This window comes from Plantibacter sp. MPB07, from assembly GCF_046619465.1.
Taxonomy (GTDB): Bacteria; Actinomycetota; Actinomycetes; order Actinomycetales; family Microbacteriaceae; genus Plantibacter; species Plantibacter auratus.
The window spans coordinates 1,755,507-1,772,113 of the sequence record NZ_CP177043.1 but is presented as its reverse complement, the minus strand read 5'-3'; the positions used below and the strand labels follow the sequence as shown (position 1 = coordinate 1,772,113).

Sequence of the window (16,607 nt, the reverse complement as noted above, 5' to 3'; positions counted from 1 at the left end):
GGTGACCGGCGGTTCTCGGCTCAGTATACGGCCGGACTGGAGAGTCGCTGAGAACGGCCCCGAACCGCTGCGTTCCGTGCAGCTCAGCGCGCGATGCGGCGCTGCAGCCCGTTCACGGCGCGGCGGGCGAAACGCTCGGCCCGCGCGATCGGGCCGGCCTCCTCGCGCCTGAGGACGACCATCGCCTGTTCGAACAGCTCTCCGGTCGGGATCCAGGACTCGACGACGAACCCGTTGGCGCCCCACGTGCGCTCGACGAACTCCCGGGGTGCGGCCGCCCAACCGTAGAACGACTGTTCGCGCGGTCCGTCATCGCCGCCGCCACCGAAGATGAATTCGCCGTTGCGGAACTGCTCGAGCGCGAGCTGCGCGTCGGGGACCACAGCCGCGAGGTTCGTCGCGAACGTGTCGGCCTCTCCTGCGGCCACCGCAGCCTGTGCACCGGCGACCTGGGCGAGGAAGTTCTCCTCGAGCACCGTGATGAACACCTTGCTCCCCGGCCGGGTCACCCGCGCGAATTCGGCGGACCACCGGCGGTGGGCCTCCTCGGAGAGGTGGGAGAACACGCTGAACGCCGTCACGGCGTCGAAACTGCCGCTGTGGAAGACTGTGGGCGGCATCGGGCGGTTCGTGACCGCGTTGACGCCGGGCAGGGTGTGGTGCAGGAGCGCCGTCATCTGTCTGTCGACGTCGCTCGACCAGATCTGGTCCGCCCGGAGGCGACTCATCAGGAGGCGGGTGATCCGGCCCCAGCCGGAACCGAAGTCGAGGACGAGGTGTTCGCCCTGGTCGCCTGTCGGCCACCGGTCGAAGGCTGCTCCGATGAAGCGCTCCGCCTCTCGGTAGGCGTCGAGGTAGCTCGCGCCGACGAACTTCTGCTGGATACGCCGCGGTGGATTGGACGGTGCCTGGACCCTGGGGTCGACGATCCCGGGGACGTCATCGAGGGTCTCGGCGTCTGCGAGCCGTTCCACGTAGGAACGCTCGGTCTCGGCTTCAGTCAATCGGGGCCTCCTGGTGGGAACGGGTGGGTTCAGTCTTCCACGACCTCGGAAGCGACGGGTGACCTGTGACGAGCGGTCCGTGCTCGGGCGGTGACGATCGTCATCAGAGCTGCAGCTGTCGACTAGGCTCGCGGATGGCGACCGGGCCGACGGCCGCCGCGGATGAGGGGGCGGTCGTGGTCGAGGTTCGTCGTCAGCAGACGGATCCGGGGGAGACCGGGACCGTCGCGCACCGCAGCAATGCATCGCCTCCCCTGGCGCTCTCGTCCGGGACGGTCCTCGCGGCCGCCTACCTGGTCGGCGTCGTCCTGCTCGCCGTCTGGGCGCTGTGGTTCGGGGGAGCGGGATGGCCGCTCTGGCTCGCCGTCTGGCTCGGTGTCGGTGCGCTCGTCGCCCATCGGACGGACTGGTTCCTCGGCATCGCCGCCGGCCCTGCCGTCGGTCTCTTCGTCGTCACGATGCTGCTCCGTCTGACGCCCTTCCTCGGTGTCGGCATCGCCACACCGGTCCTGATCGTCCATCTGGCGATCGGCGTCGCCGTGGCGATGCTGCTCTGGCGACACGGTGTCCTGACGCTGGATGATCGCCTCGTCCGACCGCTCCGCCAGATCGTGGTCGCCTCGGCGAGCGCGCTCGCCGGACTTGTGGCCGTGTTCGCGATCGTCGTCGTCCCCGGCCGGTGGAACATCGCATGGGTGACGAGCGGCGACTCCATCACCAGCCTGATGTTCTCCCGATACATGTTCGGCGACGGCGGGATCAGCCCGGAGCGGACCAACCCGGTGCCGGTCCCGTATTCGCTCGTGGCCGCAGCGCTGGCACCCGGGCGGGATTCCATCCCACCCGAGGAGTATCTGCGACACGACCTCGGTCAGCTCGCCCAACTCTGGATCCTGGTGCTCCTCGGTGCTGCCGTCCTGGCCGGTGCGGTCGTCGTCGCGTCGCGGGGTACGGCCTCCTGGTGGGTCACGACCCCCCTTGCGCTGGTCGCCGGTGCGCTTCCGCTCAGTTGGTTCGTCGCGGGGAACGCCCTGCAATTCGGCTTCTTCAACGCTGCGCTCGCCTGTTTCCTGCTCCTGGCCGGGTGGCTCGTCTACCTGCGCGCCGAGCAGTACCCGGTGCCTGCCTACGTCGTCCTCACCCTGATCATCACGGTGCTCCTCGGCACGTGGGGTCCGGTCGCCATCGTCCTCGGGTCGGTACTGCTCGTCCTCATCGGACGGAACCTCCGAGTGCTCACCAGCAGGGTCGACGTCCCCCGGTTCATCCTGGTGATCGCGGCGACCGCGCAGATGGTGGGGTACGCGTTGTTCGTCACCGTGCCCGACTTCCTCCGTGAGCAGGGTGCGCTCTCCGCCGACGGCGGCATCTTCACCTCCACGTCCAACACCGCCATCGCGGTCGGCGCCGCTCTGCTCGTCGTCGCTGCGTGCGCCCGCCTGCAGCAGGGCCGATCGCACGTCTTCGCCGGCGTCCTCGCCCTCACCGGCGCGGGGGCGCTGCTGGTCGTCGTCTTCGTCCTCCTGCGCCACGCCGTGCCCAACCCCTGGGGGTACTATCCGGCGAAGTTCGCCTGGTTGCTGGAAGCGCTGGCGCTCGTCATCATCCTCGCCCTGATCGCTCAGGCGCTGTCCGTCCGGCTGGACCAGGTGCGGAGCGCCCGTGTGGTCCTCGTCGCCGGTGGCATCGTGCTGGTCGGATCGCTCGCGTGGCAGATCACGCCGCTCGGCCCGGAGAACTCGGCGGTGTCACCGATCGTCGAGGTCTGGCGGAAGACGGGTATCGCCGCGTCGGGCGACGCCGCGGAGCTCGCCATGCGGTTCGCGACGCCGGGGGAGAAGAACATCCTGGTGGGGTACGCCGATCCCTCGACGGACGCCTACGTGAACTCCTGGAGCCTGCAGATCAACACGACGGACGCGACCGACCCCATCCGGATCTCCGCCTACGCCCTGGACGTGACGAAGATCGACGACGTCTGCACGGCGATCGGTCGGTTCGAGAGCGGAGCGACGATCCGGACGCGGAACCCCGACCTCGAGGCCTCCCTGCGTGCCGAGTGCTCGGATCAGGACTTCTCGGTCGTCCTCGACGGCTGATCGTCCAAGCGGTCGGCGCTCGGTTCGACGGCCCGATGGTCGGGTGCTCCCAGGAAGAGCTTCCTGCTCAACCAGACGGCGACGACGAGCACGAGGAGGAGCGCGACCGACAGCGGGCGCCAGCCGATGGGCGGCTCCCAGCTCGGGTCGAAGACGAATCGTCCGAAATCGCCGTCGATCCCGACGGCGTAGCGCCTGAGGGTCATGACGAAGGCGAACAGGTGGCCGATCGCCAGGAGGACGAACCCGCCGACGACGAACCGCGCGATGCGACGGTCGGCACCGATCCCGACACCGGCGTCGTCGAGCGCCAGACCGGCGACGATGACGAGGCACAGCAACATCGCGAGCATGTAGCGGCCCTGCCAGATGTACCCGTACTGCGCGTAGACGGAGAGGGTCGTGAGGACGGGCACGACGAGGCACACGACGAGGAGGCCCCAGACCGCGACGGTGGTGCGTCGTCGACCCCACACGACGGACGCCGACAACAGGAGCAGCAGTGCGGCGCTCCACGCGATGATCGTGGCCGACGGGGCGGGGGTGTCGACCCAGCCGAAGAACCCGATCATGCCGAACACCCAGTCGATGGACTGGATGAAGGTGTAGCCGGCCGCGAAGAGGTAACTCACGATCCCGAGACTCGCGGGGGCCGAGCCGGCGAGGGCGGGCGGTTGCAGGTACCAGGCGACGGTCACGAGACCGACGACGGCCGCCCCGACGAGCAGTGCCAGGCCTGGTGGCGACTTCAGGAGGGCCGCCACCCGCGGCCGGTTGCCCAGGAAGATGGCGGCGACGACGATGAGGAGCACCCAGAGCAACGAGATGCTCCGCGTCGTCATGAGCAGGCTCGCGGTAACGAGCGCGAGGCCGGCCTGCTCCCAGAGCCGTCGTCCGGTGGCCGTTCCTCGGGTCATCGCGAGCAACGTGGCGAAGAGCCCTCCGGCAGCCGCGACCTCGAGGCCGTTCGGGTTCAGGGAACCACTGAGGTAGAGCACCATCGGGGTGACCCCGACGATCGCGCCGACCATGGCCCACCGCCAGCGCGGGAGGAGGGTGAGCTGCATGACCATGACGGCGAGCGCGAGGGCGCAGACCGCGGCCCCGGCGATGCGCATGGCGTAGAAGGCCGCGTCACCGGTGACGACGAGTGACGGCCAGCCGACGATCGCGTAGAACGCCGGACTGTTAAGCCCGGCCGAGGACCCCGTGGTCACGAGATCCTCGTCGCGATCCCGGAGTCCCGCCTGGCAGTCGGCGGTCAGTTCGCCGTCGAAGGCGAAACACACGAGCTGATGCGCGTTCGCGATGTTCTCGGGTACCGTCGCCTCGGTCAGGCTCGGATTCTCGGGCCAGGGTACGGACACGAGCTCTCCGCGCGCCACCGCAGCGGCGCGGATGGCGTGGGACGGTTCGTCCGGAATGGACCCGATCGGCGAGGCCAGCGCCCAGAGGACCATCGGCGCCAGGATCGTGACGAATGCGAGGAGGAAGGTCAGCCAGCGTCGTCGCTCCCAGCGGGTGGGGGCGGAGCTGCGGGCGGGAGAATCCATGTGGTGGAGGTTCCGATCAGGTCGATGCGCGACGGTTCGCGGTTCCGTCGCCGATCAGCTTAGCGGCGGGTCCGAGCGGATCCTCAGCGCGCCGCCCCGGTGTCTGGGCGACGGAGCCGACCGGCGCGTCCTGGTCGTTGAGGAGGCGTCGGCGAAGGAGGATGGCCCCGGCCGTCAGCACGACGAGATATGCCACGGAGAGCGGCAGCCAGCCGGCGGGAGGCTGCCAGGTGGCGTGCTGGAGCATGTCGGCGAAGGAATACTGCGAACCGACGGTGTACCGCCGCAGGGTGTTCACGAAGGCGATGAGGTGCGCGATCACCAGGGCGCCGAGTGCGATCGTCGCGAGTCGACGGGTCGTCCTCACCCCGAGGACGACGTCGCTCCCATCGATGACGACGCCGCACAGGACGAGGAGGACCGCGAACATCGCGAGCGTGTACCGTCCCTGCCAGATGTAGCCCATCTCGGTGACCAGGGCCGCCTGGACGAATGCCGGGACGAAGACCAGGACGAGCACCAGCAGGAGCGGGGCGAGCAGAGCGCGACCTCGGCCCACGACGAAGGCGGCCGCCACGAGCGATCCCGCCGCGACCGTCCAGATGGCCATCGCGGAGAGCGGGAGTGCCGTGTCGATCCAGCCGAAGAGCCCGATCCACCCCTGGGCGTAGTCGAAGGTGCTCACGAGCATCTGGAGGAATCCGGTCCAGTACCCGGTGCCCACCTCCGGATACGTCTGCCCTCCGTCACCGTAGGTGGTGAGCGGGGTCAGGAACCAGGCCATCGCTCCGACCGCGACGAGCCCCGAGACCACGACGGTGACGATCGCGGCCGGTCGTCTGAACAGGTCCTTCGCGGATCGCCAGTCGGCGGCGAGGAGCGCGGCGACGACGATGACGAGCACCCAGAGCAGTGAGATGCTGCGGGTGCTGGACAGGAGCAGTGTCGCGAGGACGACCATCGCTCCGCGCTCCCAGAGCAGTCGCGTCGACGAGGCGCGCCTGAGGGTGAGGAGCAGGACCGAGATCAGTGCCACCGCGGCGGTGACCTCGACACCGTTGGGGTTGAGCGTTCCCGACAGGAACGCGACCATCGGTGTGAAGCCCGCGACCAGCCCCATCAGGGCGAACCTCGCCCGTGGGAACTGCCAGAGCGACATCGTCGCGATGGCGAGCATCGCCGCGTTGAGCAGGGCGCTCATCCCGCGCATCCCGTACAGGGCGGCGTTGCCGTCGAGGACCAGCGTGGGCAGCCCGGTGATGGCGTAGAAGAGCGGGTGGTTGGAGTTCGCCGTGGTGACGGCCGGGGTCGGTGTGTCGTCGGGGTCGACGGGTCCGTCGCAGCTCGCGCTGACGTCCGGCTGGTAGGCGTAGCAGGTGCGCCCCTGGGTGTCGGCGATGTACTTCGGCACGAGCGACTCCGAGAGCCAGGTCTCGCCCGCCTTCGGCTGCCCGGTGAGGTCGCCACGGACGACCGCGGCGGCGCGGATGAAGTGGGCCGGCTCGTCAGGCGAGGAGCGCAGCGGGGAGGCGAGCGACCAGAGGAGGTTGGCTGCGAAGAAGCAGACGAACGCGATCACGAACACGCGCCAACGGTTCCTGACCGGGCGTGCGCCACCGGACGGTTCGAGCGGGCCTGCGAGCGAGATGATGTTCCATTCGACGTGATGACGGGCGATCGTGCGCCGACCGCGGAGACTGCAGACAGTTTATGCGGAAGCCGTCACGGGCGACGGCTGACGACGGGGTATCCTGACTCCACCTCGGACCGCCCATCAGCGTCCGTCCAGGGGCCGGCCCCGCACTCAGGAATGGAACGCATGACGTCGACGACGAACGTCCCGTACGACCAGCCGCGTCGTCCGGGCAAGCGTCTCCGCCTCCCGGGCGGTGGCATGTCGCTCAGCGAAGGACTGGGCGGCCACCGCAACTCGCTCGGCGTCCTGCGGCTCATCCTCGCGTCCATGGTCATCTTCTCGCACGCGTTCCCCACCGGGGGCTGGGGGGAGGATCCGTCGAAGGGGTGGACGAACGGCCAGGAGACGATCGGTGGGTTCGCCGTGGTCGGCTTCTTCACGATCAGCGGCTACCTCATCGCGAAGAGCGGTGCGTCCGCGGACATCCTCCAGTTCGTCTGGCGGCGCGCCCTGCGGATCTTCCCGGCCTTCTGGACCGTGCTCCTCGTCGGTGCCGTCATCGTCGGACCGATCGCCTGGCACCTCTCCGGCCGCGGTCTGCGCGACTACATCGGGGTCAGCCCGGTCGCCTACGTCTTCTCCAACGCGGACCTCACGATGCGGCAGTGGGGAGTCTGGGACATCTTCCAGAACACGACGCCGTACGGCGAGGTCGTCCAGTACAGCGTCTTCAACGGCTCGCTCTGGACGCTCACGCTCGAGTGGGGGTGTTACATGCTGATCGCCGCCCTCCTCGTGGTCGGCGTGCTCCGCCATGCCCGCTGGGTCGTGCCGGCGCTCGCCGCAGGGTTCTGGCTGGCCGACATCGCCTACAGCGTCGCACCGCAGATCGTGACGGTGTTCATCCCGCAACTGGTCGACGCGAACCCCATCAAGCTGGGTCTCGCCTTCCTCATCGGTTCGTCGCTCGCGATGTACTCGAAGCGGATCCCGCTGAACGACTGGATCGGCGTCGCGTGCGGTGTCGTGGCGGCGGTCACGCTCGTGACCGGAGGATGGGTGCTCCTCGGATACCCGGCTTTCGCCTACTTCATCCTCTGGCTGGCGGCCCGCCTCCCGAAGCGCGTCCAGTGGATCGGCGCCAAGAACGACTACTCCTACGGCATGTACGTCTACGGGTTCCTCGTCCAGCAGTTCACCGCCTTCCTCGGGTGGAACGCCCTGGGTTACTGGCCGTGGGTCGGGCTGACCATCCTCGTCACCGCGGCGTGCGCGTGGTTGAGCTGGCACGGGGTCGAGAAGCGGGCGATGGCGTTGAAGGATCGCGGTCCCGGGCGGGGACTCGAGTGGCTCGCGACGCGTCGGACCGCGGATCCCGTGTGACGGTGACCGCGTCGAGTACCATCGAATGTCGGCCCGCCTACAGCTAAGGACACCCATTCGTGACTGCAACAACGCTCGGAACCGTTCTGGTGACGGGAGGCGCCGGCTTCATCGGCTGCGCGCTGTCCCACAAGCTGGCTGCCACAGCCGAGCGGTGGGTCGTCATCGACAAACTGCACCCGCAGGTCCATCCGAGCGCAGAACGGCCCGCCGACCTCCACGAGGCGGCCGAGCTGGTCGTCGGTGACGTCACCGACGCCGCCGCCTGGGACGCCCTGCTGGCGGACGTCGAGCCGGACGTCATCGTCCACCTGGCCGCCGAGACCGGCACGGCGCAGTCCCTCCACGCGGCCACGAGCCACGCCCAGGCGAACGTCGTCGGAACGACGGAGATGCTCGACGCACTCGGTCGGGCGGGGCAGGTCCCGGGACACTTCGTCCTGTCGTCGAGCCGGGCCGTCTACGGCGAGGGCCAGTGGCGGCGCACCGACGGGTCCGTGTTCGAGCCCGGGCAACGTTCGCACGCTCAGTTCGAACGTGGCGAGTGGGACTTCCCGGAGGCCTCACCCCTGCCCAGCCGGGCCGCGGTCACCATGCCGGCCCCGACGAGCGTCTACGGAGCGACAAAGCTCGCCCAGGAGCACATCCTGTCCGCTTGGACCGCCGCCCACGACGCGAAGCTCACCGTCCTCCGGCTGCAGAACGTGTACGGTCCCGGCCAGTCGCTCATCAACTCCTACACCGGCATCGTCTCCCTCTTCTCCCAGCTCGCGATGGACGGCGGCACGATCCAGGTGTACGAGGACGGTCGGATCGTCCGTGACTTCGTCTTCATCGACGACATCGCGGAGTCCTTCCGCGCGGTCATCACCGCCGGACCGTCCGCCGACGTGTCCCGCTTCGACATCGGTTCGGGCGTCGGGACGACCATCCTCGAGCTGGCACAGGCCATCGCGGCCTATCACGGCGCGCCCGCGCCGGTGATCAACGGGATGTACCGCGACGGCGACGTCCGGCACGCCGAGTGCAGCATCGACGACACGCTCGCCGGACTCGACTGGGCCCCGGCCTGGGACGTCACGCGGGGGGTCGCGGCGCTGCAGGAGTGGATTGCCGCCCAGCGATAGCGCCGTTCCGCCCGAGGCCGTGCGCCGCGGGCCGAACGGTGCCGTCCTGATCCTCGCGGCGACCGCCATCGGGGGAGGCGCGGGCTACCTCCTCCAGATCATCACGGGCGCAGCCCTCGGGACGGCGGCCTACGCGCCGTTCGCGGTCTTCTGGTCAGCGCTCTACCTGCTCATCAGCGCGCTGTCGGGCGTCCAGCAGGAGGTCGCGCGTGCCACCCACGTCCTCGGTGAGGGAGCACGGGGCGCATCCCGTGCGCCGGTCGTCCGCAACTTCGCGGTGGTCGCGGCGCTCATCATCGCCGTGCTCATCGCCGGCACCGCCTGGATCTGGGTCGGCGCGGTCTTCCCCGCGAACGGCTGGTCGCTGGTGCTTCCGCTCGTCATCGGCCTCGCCGCCTACGTCGTGGTCGCTGCGACCGCGGGCGTGCTCTACGGCCTCTCGCTCTGGGCGTCCGCTGCGGCCCTCACGATCGTCGACGGGCTCGTCCGGTTCGCCATCGTGGCCGTCATGCTCTCGCTCACCACCGATATCGCGGTCCTCGCCTGGGGCGTGACGCTTCCCTTCGCCATCACCCCGCTCATCCTCTGGCCGTTCATCCGGCGCGGTGTGGTCGGGCGGTTCGGGATCGACGTCGGACCGCGGGAACTCAGCTGGAACGTCCTGCGGACCGTCACCGCCGCCGCCGCGACCGGGGTCATGGTCAGCGGCCTGCCGCTGATGATCCAGGCGACCGGCGACATCGTCTCCTCGGACGCGTTCGGTTCCCTCAGTTACGCCATCACCCTCACCAGGGCACCGATCGTCATCGTCGTGCTCGCACTGCAGAGCTATCTCGTCGTGGTCTTCCGTACCGACGCCGACGCCATGCTCGGCCGGGTCGTCCGGTTCGCGATCATCGTGCTCGCCGGTGCGGGCCTCCTCTCCGTGCTCGCCTGGTGGCTCGGTCCGTGGGCCCTCTCGATCCTCTTCGGACGTGCGGACGTGCTGTCCGGGGGCACCATCGCCCTCCTGGTAGCGACCGCGGGCCTCGTCGGTGTCCTGTGCGTCACGGGCGCGGCCACCCTGTCGCGCGCGCAGCACGGGCCGTTCGCCGGTGGCTGGATCGTCGCCGCCGTCTCCACGATCCTCGCGTTGCTCCTGCCGCTGGGCTTGCACGAGCGCACGATCCTCGCGATGGTCGTCGGCCCGGTGGCCGGTCTGATCGTGCACATCGTCGCTCTGCGGCGGCCGGCGTCGGTGCACCTCGGCCCGCCGGCGCCGGACGACCCGATTTCCTGATCCGGCGCGGCGCGGATAGCGTGGGCGGGCGCATCGACAGGCCGCAGCATGGCCCGTCACCGTCAGGAGGCAGACCGTGAGTCCCAATTCGTTCACCGCACTCCGTCTCATCGCGGCGGTCGCGGTCCTCGTGCGGCACTCGCTCATCATCCTGGACGACGAGATCTCGCCGTTCGGTGCGCCGGACATCCCCGCACTCGGGCTCTGGGTCTTCTTCGTGGTCTCCGGGTTCCTGCTCCCCGGCGCGTGGGAACGCCGTCCGCAGCTCGTGCGATACGTGTCGGCCCGGGTCCTGCGCGTCTTCCCCGGACTCTTCGTCAGCCTCCTCGTGACGGTGGTCATCATCGGCGCGATCGCCACGCCACTCGGCGTGCGCGCATACCTGTCGGATCCGCAGACGCTCAACCACCTCACGAAGAACCTCGTGCTTCTGCCGGACTACACGCTGCCGGGCGTGTTCTCCGACAACCCCTACGCGAACGCCGTGAACGGTGCCCTCTGGTCGCTCGGACCGCTGTTCGCGATGTACCTGCTGGTGCCGGTGCTCGGATGGATCCCGTGGCGGCGGGTGCGGGCCTCGGTCTGGACGGGGCTGCTCGTCTGGAGCGTCGTCGCTCCGCTCGTCGACGCGATCCCGACGCGTGACATCGTCTGGGGCAACTTCGTCGACGACATCCTCCGGGTCGCCGCGTTCTTCTGCGCCGGCGCGGCGCTGCGCGAGTGGCGTGTCCCGCTCCGACTCGACGCGGCGATCATCGCCGCGTCCGTGTTGGCCATCGTGATGGTGCTCGAGCCGGAGCTGACCTCGTTCGTCGCGCACCTCGTGGTCCCGTACGTCCTCGTGACCGTCGGATCGCAGCCGATCCCGGTCCTGCGATCGGCCGGTCGCTTCGGAGACCCGAGTTTCGGGATGTTCCTGATCGGTTTCCCGGTCCAGCAACTCGTCATCCATCTGAACCCGCAACTCGACTGGGTCCCGAGCATCCTGACGACGCTCGTCCTGTCGGTCGCCTACGGCTATCTGCTGTGGTGGTTCGTCGACCAGCCGCTCGCGAGGATGCGGGTCAGCTCGCGTCGTCCGGGGACGAACCGTCTCGAGGCACCTCGGCCAGCCGCTGTTCGAGCGCCCTGATCCGAAGATCCTGCAGAGCGCTCTCCTCTGCCAGCGTCCGGCTCCGGTTCTCGAGGGTGGTGAGCTCCGAGCTGTGCTGAATGCTCACGAGGAACAGGATGAAGATGCTCACGAAGAACACGAGGTTCGTCGGGATCTCGACGCCGATGACGCCGGCGGCCCAGACGAGGACCTGCGGGAACACGCCGATGACGAGTGCGAGCAGGCCGGCGATGAGCCACCAGACGGCGTGCCGTTCGCGCAGTCGCCGTTTCCGCAGCATCTCCACGACGATCCCGAGGGTCAGGACCGCGCCGACGATGCCGAGGATGTAGGTGCCGATGGGGATCATGCGGTCACCACCTCGTCTCCGTTGTGCAGGGCCACGGGCGGTCGGATGAGCGCGAACACGAGCGCGAGACCGGCTCGTGCGAGGTACTTGGCGGCCTTGAGGGGATTGTGGGAGGGCGTGCCGCCCGCGCGAGGGCGCATGGCGACGGGGACCTGACGGATGACACAACCCGAGCGGGCGGCGATGACCAACGACTCGATGGTGTCGCCGAGGTACTCCGCGGGGTAGTGCTCGGCGAACAGTCGCACGGCGCGGGGGCCTGTGGCGCGGAAGCCGCTGGTCGTGTCGGTGAGTCTCGTCCGCGCGACCCTGCTGAGGACGCCAGAGAGCACGACCATCGCCCACTTCCGCGGACCACGCACCTCGTAGTCGCCCTCTCCGGCGAAACGGGCGCCCAGCACCAGGTCGGCGGTCTGCAGCTCCTCGACGAGTCGCACGACACCCGAGGGGTCGTGCTGGCCGTCGGAGTCGACCTGCACCACGTTCCGGTACCCGTGGGCCAGGGCGTACTTGAACCCGGCACGCATCGCGCCGCCGACGCCGAGGTTGTAGGGCAGTTCCGCGACGATCGCGCCGGCCGATCGGGCTTCGACGGTCGTGTTGTCGGTCGAGCCGTCGTTGACGACGAGGACGGCGACGCCCGGGAGCTTGGCGTGCACCTCGCGGACGACGGCGGCCACGGACGCCTCTTCGTTGAGCGCCGGCATGACGATGAGCGTGCCGGCGAGAGAGGTCGTCATACGGGGAATCCTAGCAATCGGGGGCGGAGCCGACCCGTCGACAGGCTCGGGGAGCGGGATCCGGGGCGAGGAGCGAAGCGATCGTCCTGGGCGGGGGCGCGGTGCGTGGGCGGGACGGGGCCCGGCTCAGACTCGCGCGAACACGTGCTCCAGCAGGGCACGGCGTCCTGCGGTGTTCCGAGCGCGCAGGGCTGCGGGCAGCTCGCTCAGGGCGTTGGCGCGGGAGGTCCAGTGGTTCGCGGCGGCGCGCGCGGCCCGGTTCCATCCCATCGCCCGGAGATCGCGCCGGGCCTCTCCGAACAGCGTGCGCTCCTGACGGAACTTCGAGCCGTCCGGACCGGTGACCGCGGAGACGCTCTGCGAGTGCCGGCGGTACGCGAAGCAGATCTCGTCGTCGAGGACCAGACTCCCGCCGTCCTTCGTGATCTCGAGCAGCATCGCAAGGTCCTGCACGACATCGAGGTCCAGTCGGAACTCGTGCTTCCTGAGCGCCTCGACCCGCCAGACGAGCGAGGGGAAGTACGTCCAGTTGCCGCGGAGCAGGCTCGTCGCGAGCTGCTCCCCCCGGTACTCGCGGGCACCGGTTCCGGAGAACCGGTAGAGCGCTTTGATCCGGTCCGCGAGCGGACGGGAGGGTGTGCCGTTCTCGTCGATGACCGAGACACCGGGCTGGATGATCGAGGCGTGCGGGAATGCGGCGATGAGCTCGCGCACGCGGCGGACGTAGTCCGGCAGCATGACGTCGTCGCAGCCCATGATGACGGAGAACTCCCCGGACATGAGGGACACGCACTTGCGATAGTTCTTCGAGGGGCGGAGGTTCACCTCGTTGCGGATGTAGGTGATGCGCGGATCGCCGAGCCCGACAGCCCACCGACCCGGGGCGAGGTCCGGGTAGACGTCGTCGACGATGGTCAGGTGCCAGTCGGGATCGGACTGCGCGAGGACGCTCTCCACCGCCGCCTGGAAGTGGTCGAAGCCGCCGTAGAAGGGCATCATGATGTCGAGCGTCACTCAGGTAAGCTAGCAACGATTCTCGGGCAGTGCGGAATTCTTCGACGATCTCCCGGCCCGATCACACGCACCGATCCAGAGCGGAACCTCATGACTGACACCCCCGTGAAGAAAGCTGTCATCACCGGCATCACCGGTCAGGACGGCAGCTACCTCGCCGAGCTCCTGCTGTCGAAGGGCTACGAGGTGCACGGGTTCGTGCGTCGCGCGTCGACCTTCAACACCGGCCGGATCGACCACATCTACGACCCCGAGGCGACCCACGACGGTTCGCCCAGGCTCCAGTTGCACTTCGCCGACCTGGCCGACGGGTCGCGCCTGGCGACGCTGCTCGCCGAGATCCAGCCAGACGAGGTCTACAACCTCGCCGCCCAGTCCCACGTGCGCGTCAGCTTCGACGAGCCGGAGTACACGGGCGACACGACCGGCATCGGGACGGTCCGGCTCCTCGAGGCCATCCGTCAGGTCGGTCTCCACTGCCGCTTCTACCAGGCGTCGAGCTCCGAGATGTTCGGGGCGACGCCGCCGCCGCAGAACGAGGAGACCCCCTTCTACCCGCGCTCGCCCTACGGCGTCGCGAAGGTCTACTCCTACTGGATCACCCGGAACTACCGTGAGGCCTACGGCATGTTCGCGGTCAACGGCATCCTGTTCAACCACGAGTCGCCGCGACGCGGTGGCACCTTCGTGACCCGCAAGATCACCCGCGCCGCGGCGCGCATCGCCGCCGGCCAGCAGGACTTCCTGTACATGGGCAACCTCGACGCCGTCCGCGACTGGGGCTACGCGCCCGACTACGTCGAGGGCATGTGGCGGATGCTGCAGGCCGACGAACCGACCGACTTCGTCCTGGCCACCAACACCGCGTACACCGTGAAGGACTTCCTGCAGTTCTCCTTCGAGCGGCTCGACCTCGACTGGGAGAAGTACGTCAAGTTCGATGAGCGCTACCTCCGTCCCACCGAGGTCGACGCGCTGATCGGCGACTACGCGAAGGCCGAGTCGGTCCTCGGCTGGACCCCGAAGGTGCTGCCACCGCGCCTCGCGCAGATCATGGTCGACTCCGACGTCGCCGAGCTCGAGGCGTCGGGCAAGCCCTACATCGACACCGCGGAGGTCTAGGCGCGGTGCGCGTCCTCCTCACCGGTGGTGCCGGCATGCTCGGTTCGAGCATCGCCGAGGTCTGGCCCACGCTCCGCGCTGCCGACGAACTGATCGTGGCGACGCGCGCAGACGCCGACCTCACCGATCGTGCCGCCGTCGCCGCCCTCATCGGGCGCACGTCGCCGGACGCGATCGTGCACGCCGCCGCGAAGGTCGCCGGCATCCAGGCGAAGCTGCAGCGTCCCACCGACTTCCTGCTCGACAACCTCCTGATCGACACCTCGGTCATCCGAGGCGCGATCGACGCCGGTGTCCCCGAGCTGCTCTACGTGTCGAGCGCGGCGATCTACCCCGAGGGGCTCCCACAGCCGATCGGCGAGGGCGCGCTCCTCAGCGGCACGCTGGAGGGCGCGAACGAGGGATATGCGCTCGCGAAGATCGCCGGGACGAAGCTCTGCGAGTACGCGAGTCGGCAATACGGGTTCGCCTATCGCGCAGCCGTGCCGTCGAATCTCTACGGCCCGGGCGACGACTACACCCACGGTCAGGCGCACCTCATCGCCGCCGCCCTCGGCAAGGTGCACGCCGCCGTGACGAGCGGCTCCGACGAGGTCGAGGTCTGGGGCGACGGCACCGCCCGACGCGAATTCACCTACACGCCCGACCTCGCGGCGTGGCTCGTCACGCAGCTCGGCTCGCTCGACGCATGGCCCGTCACGCTCAACCTCGGGCCGGGTGTCGACCACAGCATCACCGAGTACTACGAAGCAGCCGGTCGCGCCGCCGGCTTCACCGGTCACTTCCGGTACGACGCCACCAAGCCGTCCGGCGTGCACCAGCGCCTGCTCGATTCGGCCGCCGCCCGTGCGCTCGGCTGGAACCCCACCACCCCGCTCGCGGCCGGCGTCGCTGCGAGCTACCACGCCTACCTCGCAGCTCAGGAGCCACAGACAGCATGACCGACGACACTTTCGACTCCGGTTTCCCCCTCGCCACCTCCTCCTGGGATGCTGCGGAGTACGCCGCCATCCAGCGCGTCGTCGACAGCGGCCGCTTCACCATGGGTCCGCTCGTCGCGCAGTTCGAGCGCGATTTCGCCAGTGCGTTCGGCGCCGGATTCGGCGTCATGGTCAACTCCGGGTCGAGCGCGAACCTCCTCGCGATCGCCGCTGCGGTCCTCGACGAGCGGGTCGACCTGCAGGCGGGCGACGAGGTCCTGGTGCCCGCCGTGTCGTGGGCCACCACCTACTACCCGCTCCAGCAGTACGGACTCATCCCGAGCTTCGTCGACATCGACGTCGACACCCTCAACCTGGACCTATCGCTCGCCGAGGCCGCCATCACCCCTCGCACCAAGGCGATCTTCGCGGTCAACCTCCTCGGCAACCCGAACGACTTCGCGGCGCTCACGGCACTCGCCGAACGTCACGGTCTCCTCCTGCTGGAGGACAACTGCGAGTCGCTCGGCGCGAAGGACGACGGTCGGTTCGCCGGAACGGTCGGAGCGATGGGCACGTTCAGCGCCTTCTTCTCCCACCACATCTCGACGATGGAGGGCGGGATGATCCTGACGGACGACGAGGCCACGGCGCAGATGCTCATCTCGCTGCGGGCCCACGGCTGGACCCGTGGGCTCCCCGAGAAGAACGCTGTCCACGACAAGTCGGGCGACGAGTGGGACGACCTCTTCCGCTTCGTCCTTCCCGGTTACAACGTCCGTCCGCTCGAGATGTCCGGCGCGATCGGCATCGAGCAGATCCAGAAGGTCCCGTCGCTCATCGCGGGTCGTCGGGAGAACGCCGTGTACTGGACAGAGCGCTTCGCCGACCTCGATTCCGTGCGCATCCAGCGCGAGCAGGGCGAGAGCAGCTGGTTCGGCTTCTCTCTCGTGCTCGAGGGCGCGCTCGCCGGCCGACGCAAGGAGGTCGTGCAGGCGTTCGCTGCCGAGGGGATCGAGTCACGGCCCATTGTGGCGGGCAACTTCACGAAGAACCCGGTCATGAAGTACCTCGACGCGAAGGTCCCGGCCGAACTCCCCGCCGCCGACAAGATCCACGAGGACGGGCTGTTCGTCGGCAACCACCACTTCCCGGTCCACGCCGGTATCGACCGCGTGTACGACGTGGTGGCCAAACTCTCCTAGGCTGGGTCTGCGCGGCCGCCCCACCGGTCCGCAGCAGCTTCCGTTCCACTGTCCACCTCTTC

14 protein-coding genes are annotated in these 16,607 nt (G+C 69.0%); 8 read left to right on the top strand and 6 right to left on the bottom strand.

The window, feature by feature from the left end; genetic code table 11:
* Nucleotides 1–83: 83 nt before the first annotated feature.
* On the bottom strand, nt 84–1,004 hold the full coding sequence (locus ACLIME_RS08260) for a class I SAM-dependent methyltransferase (protein ID WP_411558624.1): 921 nt from the start codon (nt 1,002–1,004) through the stop codon (nt 84–86).
* A gap of 134 nt (nt 1,005–1,138) precedes the next feature.
* On the opposite strand from ACLIME_RS08260, the gene ACLIME_RS08255 reads away from it, so the two are divergent.
* Nucleotides 1,139–3,103, top strand: a complete 1,965-nt coding sequence (locus ACLIME_RS08255; RefSeq protein WP_411558623.1) for a hypothetical protein — start codon at nt 1,139–1,141, stop codon at nt 3,101–3,103.
* Here the strand turns inward: ACLIME_RS08255 and ACLIME_RS08250 are convergent.
* Together ACLIME_RS08250 and ACLIME_RS08245 are read right to left on the bottom strand one after the other, a co-directional pair.
* On the bottom strand, nt 3,073–4,656 hold the full coding sequence (locus ACLIME_RS08250; RefSeq protein ID WP_079707291.1) for a DUF2142 domain-containing protein: 1,584 nt from the start codon (nt 4,654–4,656) through the stop codon (nt 3,073–3,075). The genes ACLIME_RS08255 and ACLIME_RS08250 overlap by 31 nt on opposite strands.
* 16 nt (nt 4,657–4,672) lie before the next feature.
* Nucleotides 4,673–6,241, bottom strand: coding sequence for a DUF2142 domain-containing protein (locus tag ACLIME_RS08245; protein WP_411558622.1), 1,569 nt, complete (start codon nt 6,239–6,241; stop codon nt 4,673–4,675).
* Between the two features lie 234 nt (nt 6,242–6,475).
* Between ACLIME_RS08245 and ACLIME_RS08240 the strand changes: the two genes are divergently transcribed.
* From ACLIME_RS08240 to ACLIME_RS08225, 4 genes are all read left to right on the top strand, one after another.
* Nucleotides 6,476–7,675, top strand: a complete 1,200-nt coding sequence (locus tag ACLIME_RS08240) for an acyltransferase family protein (RefSeq protein WP_164486968.1) — start codon at nt 6,476–6,478, stop codon at nt 7,673–7,675.
* A gap of 59 nt (nt 7,676–7,734) precedes the next feature.
* Nucleotides 7,735–8,802, top strand: a complete 1,068-nt coding sequence (locus tag ACLIME_RS08235; RefSeq protein ID WP_079707288.1) for an NAD-dependent epimerase/dehydratase family protein — start codon at nt 7,735–7,737, stop codon at nt 8,800–8,802.
* A complete protein-coding gene (locus tag ACLIME_RS08230) occupies nt 8,786–10,081 on the top strand; it encodes a hypothetical protein (protein WP_411558621.1) in 1,296 nt (431 codons plus the stop codon). Before ACLIME_RS08235 ends, ACLIME_RS08230 begins: the two co-directional genes overlap by 17 nt.
* 76 nt (nt 10,082–10,157) lie before the next feature.
* The gene (locus ACLIME_RS08225; RefSeq protein WP_411558620.1) at nt 10,158–11,213 is read left to right on the top strand and encodes an acyltransferase family protein; all 1,056 of its coding nucleotides are present in this window, start codon (nt 10,158–10,160) and stop codon (nt 11,211–11,213) included.
* Here ACLIME_RS08225 and ACLIME_RS08220 read toward each other — a convergent pair.
* From ACLIME_RS08220 to ACLIME_RS08210, 3 genes are all read right to left on the bottom strand, one after another.
* Nucleotides 11,146–11,544, bottom strand: coding sequence for a DUF2304 domain-containing protein (locus tag ACLIME_RS08220; protein ID WP_236555503.1), 399 nt, complete (start codon nt 11,542–11,544; stop codon nt 11,146–11,148). The genes ACLIME_RS08225 and ACLIME_RS08220 overlap by 68 nt on opposite strands.
* Entirely contained in the window at nt 11,541–12,284 is a 744-nt protein-coding gene (locus ACLIME_RS08215; protein ID WP_079707285.1) for a glycosyltransferase family 2 protein, read from the bottom strand. The genes ACLIME_RS08220 and ACLIME_RS08215 overlap by 4 nt, the downstream gene beginning before the upstream one ends.
* Nucleotides 12,285–12,410: 126 nt before the next feature.
* Nucleotides 12,411–13,298, bottom strand: a complete 888-nt coding sequence (locus ACLIME_RS08210) for a glycosyltransferase family 2 protein (protein ID WP_411558619.1) — start codon at nt 13,296–13,298, stop codon at nt 12,411–12,413.
* Between the two features lie 90 nt (nt 13,299–13,388).
* On the opposite strand from ACLIME_RS08210, the gene gmd reads away from it, so the two are divergent.
* The 3 genes from gmd to ACLIME_RS08195 are packed head-to-tail and all read left to right on the top strand — an operon-like array spanning nt 13,389 to nt 16,545.
* Nucleotides 13,389–14,420 carry a GDP-mannose 4,6-dehydratase gene (gmd, locus tag ACLIME_RS08205; protein WP_206428248.1) on the top strand — a complete coding sequence of 344 codons (1,032 nt, stop codon included), beginning with the start codon at nt 13,389–13,391 and terminating at the stop codon, nt 14,418–14,420.
* Nucleotides 14,421–14,425: 5 nt separating this feature from the next.
* Nucleotides 14,426–15,361, top strand: coding sequence for an NAD-dependent epimerase/dehydratase family protein (locus ACLIME_RS08200; RefSeq protein ID WP_079707283.1), 936 nt, complete (start codon nt 14,426–14,428; stop codon nt 15,359–15,361).
* Nucleotides 15,358–16,545, top strand: coding sequence for a DegT/DnrJ/EryC1/StrS family aminotransferase (locus tag ACLIME_RS08195; protein WP_124769667.1), 1,188 nt, complete (start codon nt 15,358–15,360; stop codon nt 16,543–16,545). The genes ACLIME_RS08200 and ACLIME_RS08195 overlap by 4 nt, the downstream gene beginning before the upstream one ends.
* Nucleotides 16,546–16,607: the final 62 nt, after the last annotated feature.

Coding starts and splice junctions, on each gene's coding strand:
- ACLIME_RS08255 (WP_411558623.1), top strand. CDS start 1,139: ATGGCGACCGGGCCGACGGCCGCCGCGGATGAGGGGGCGGTCGTGGTC.
- ACLIME_RS08250 (WP_079707291.1), bottom strand. CDS start 4,656: ATGGATTCTCCCGCCCGCAGCTCCGCCCCCACCCGCTGGGAGCGACGA.
- ACLIME_RS08240 (WP_164486968.1), top strand. CDS start 6,476: ATGACGTCGACGACGAACGTCCCGTACGACCAGCCGCGTCGTCCGGGC.
- ACLIME_RS08220 (WP_236555503.1), bottom strand. CDS start 11,544: ATGATCCCCATCGGCACCTACATCCTCGGCATCGTCGGCGCGGTCCTG.
- ACLIME_RS08215 (WP_079707285.1), bottom strand. CDS start 12,284: ATGACGACCTCTCTCGCCGGCACGCTCATCGTCATGCCGGCGCTCAAC.
- gmd (WP_206428248.1), top strand. CDS start 13,389: ATGACTGACACCCCCGTGAAGAAAGCTGTCATCACCGGCATCACCGGT.
- ACLIME_RS08195 (WP_124769667.1), top strand. CDS start 15,358: ATGACCGACGACACTTTCGACTCCGGTTTCCCCCTCGCCACCTCCTCC.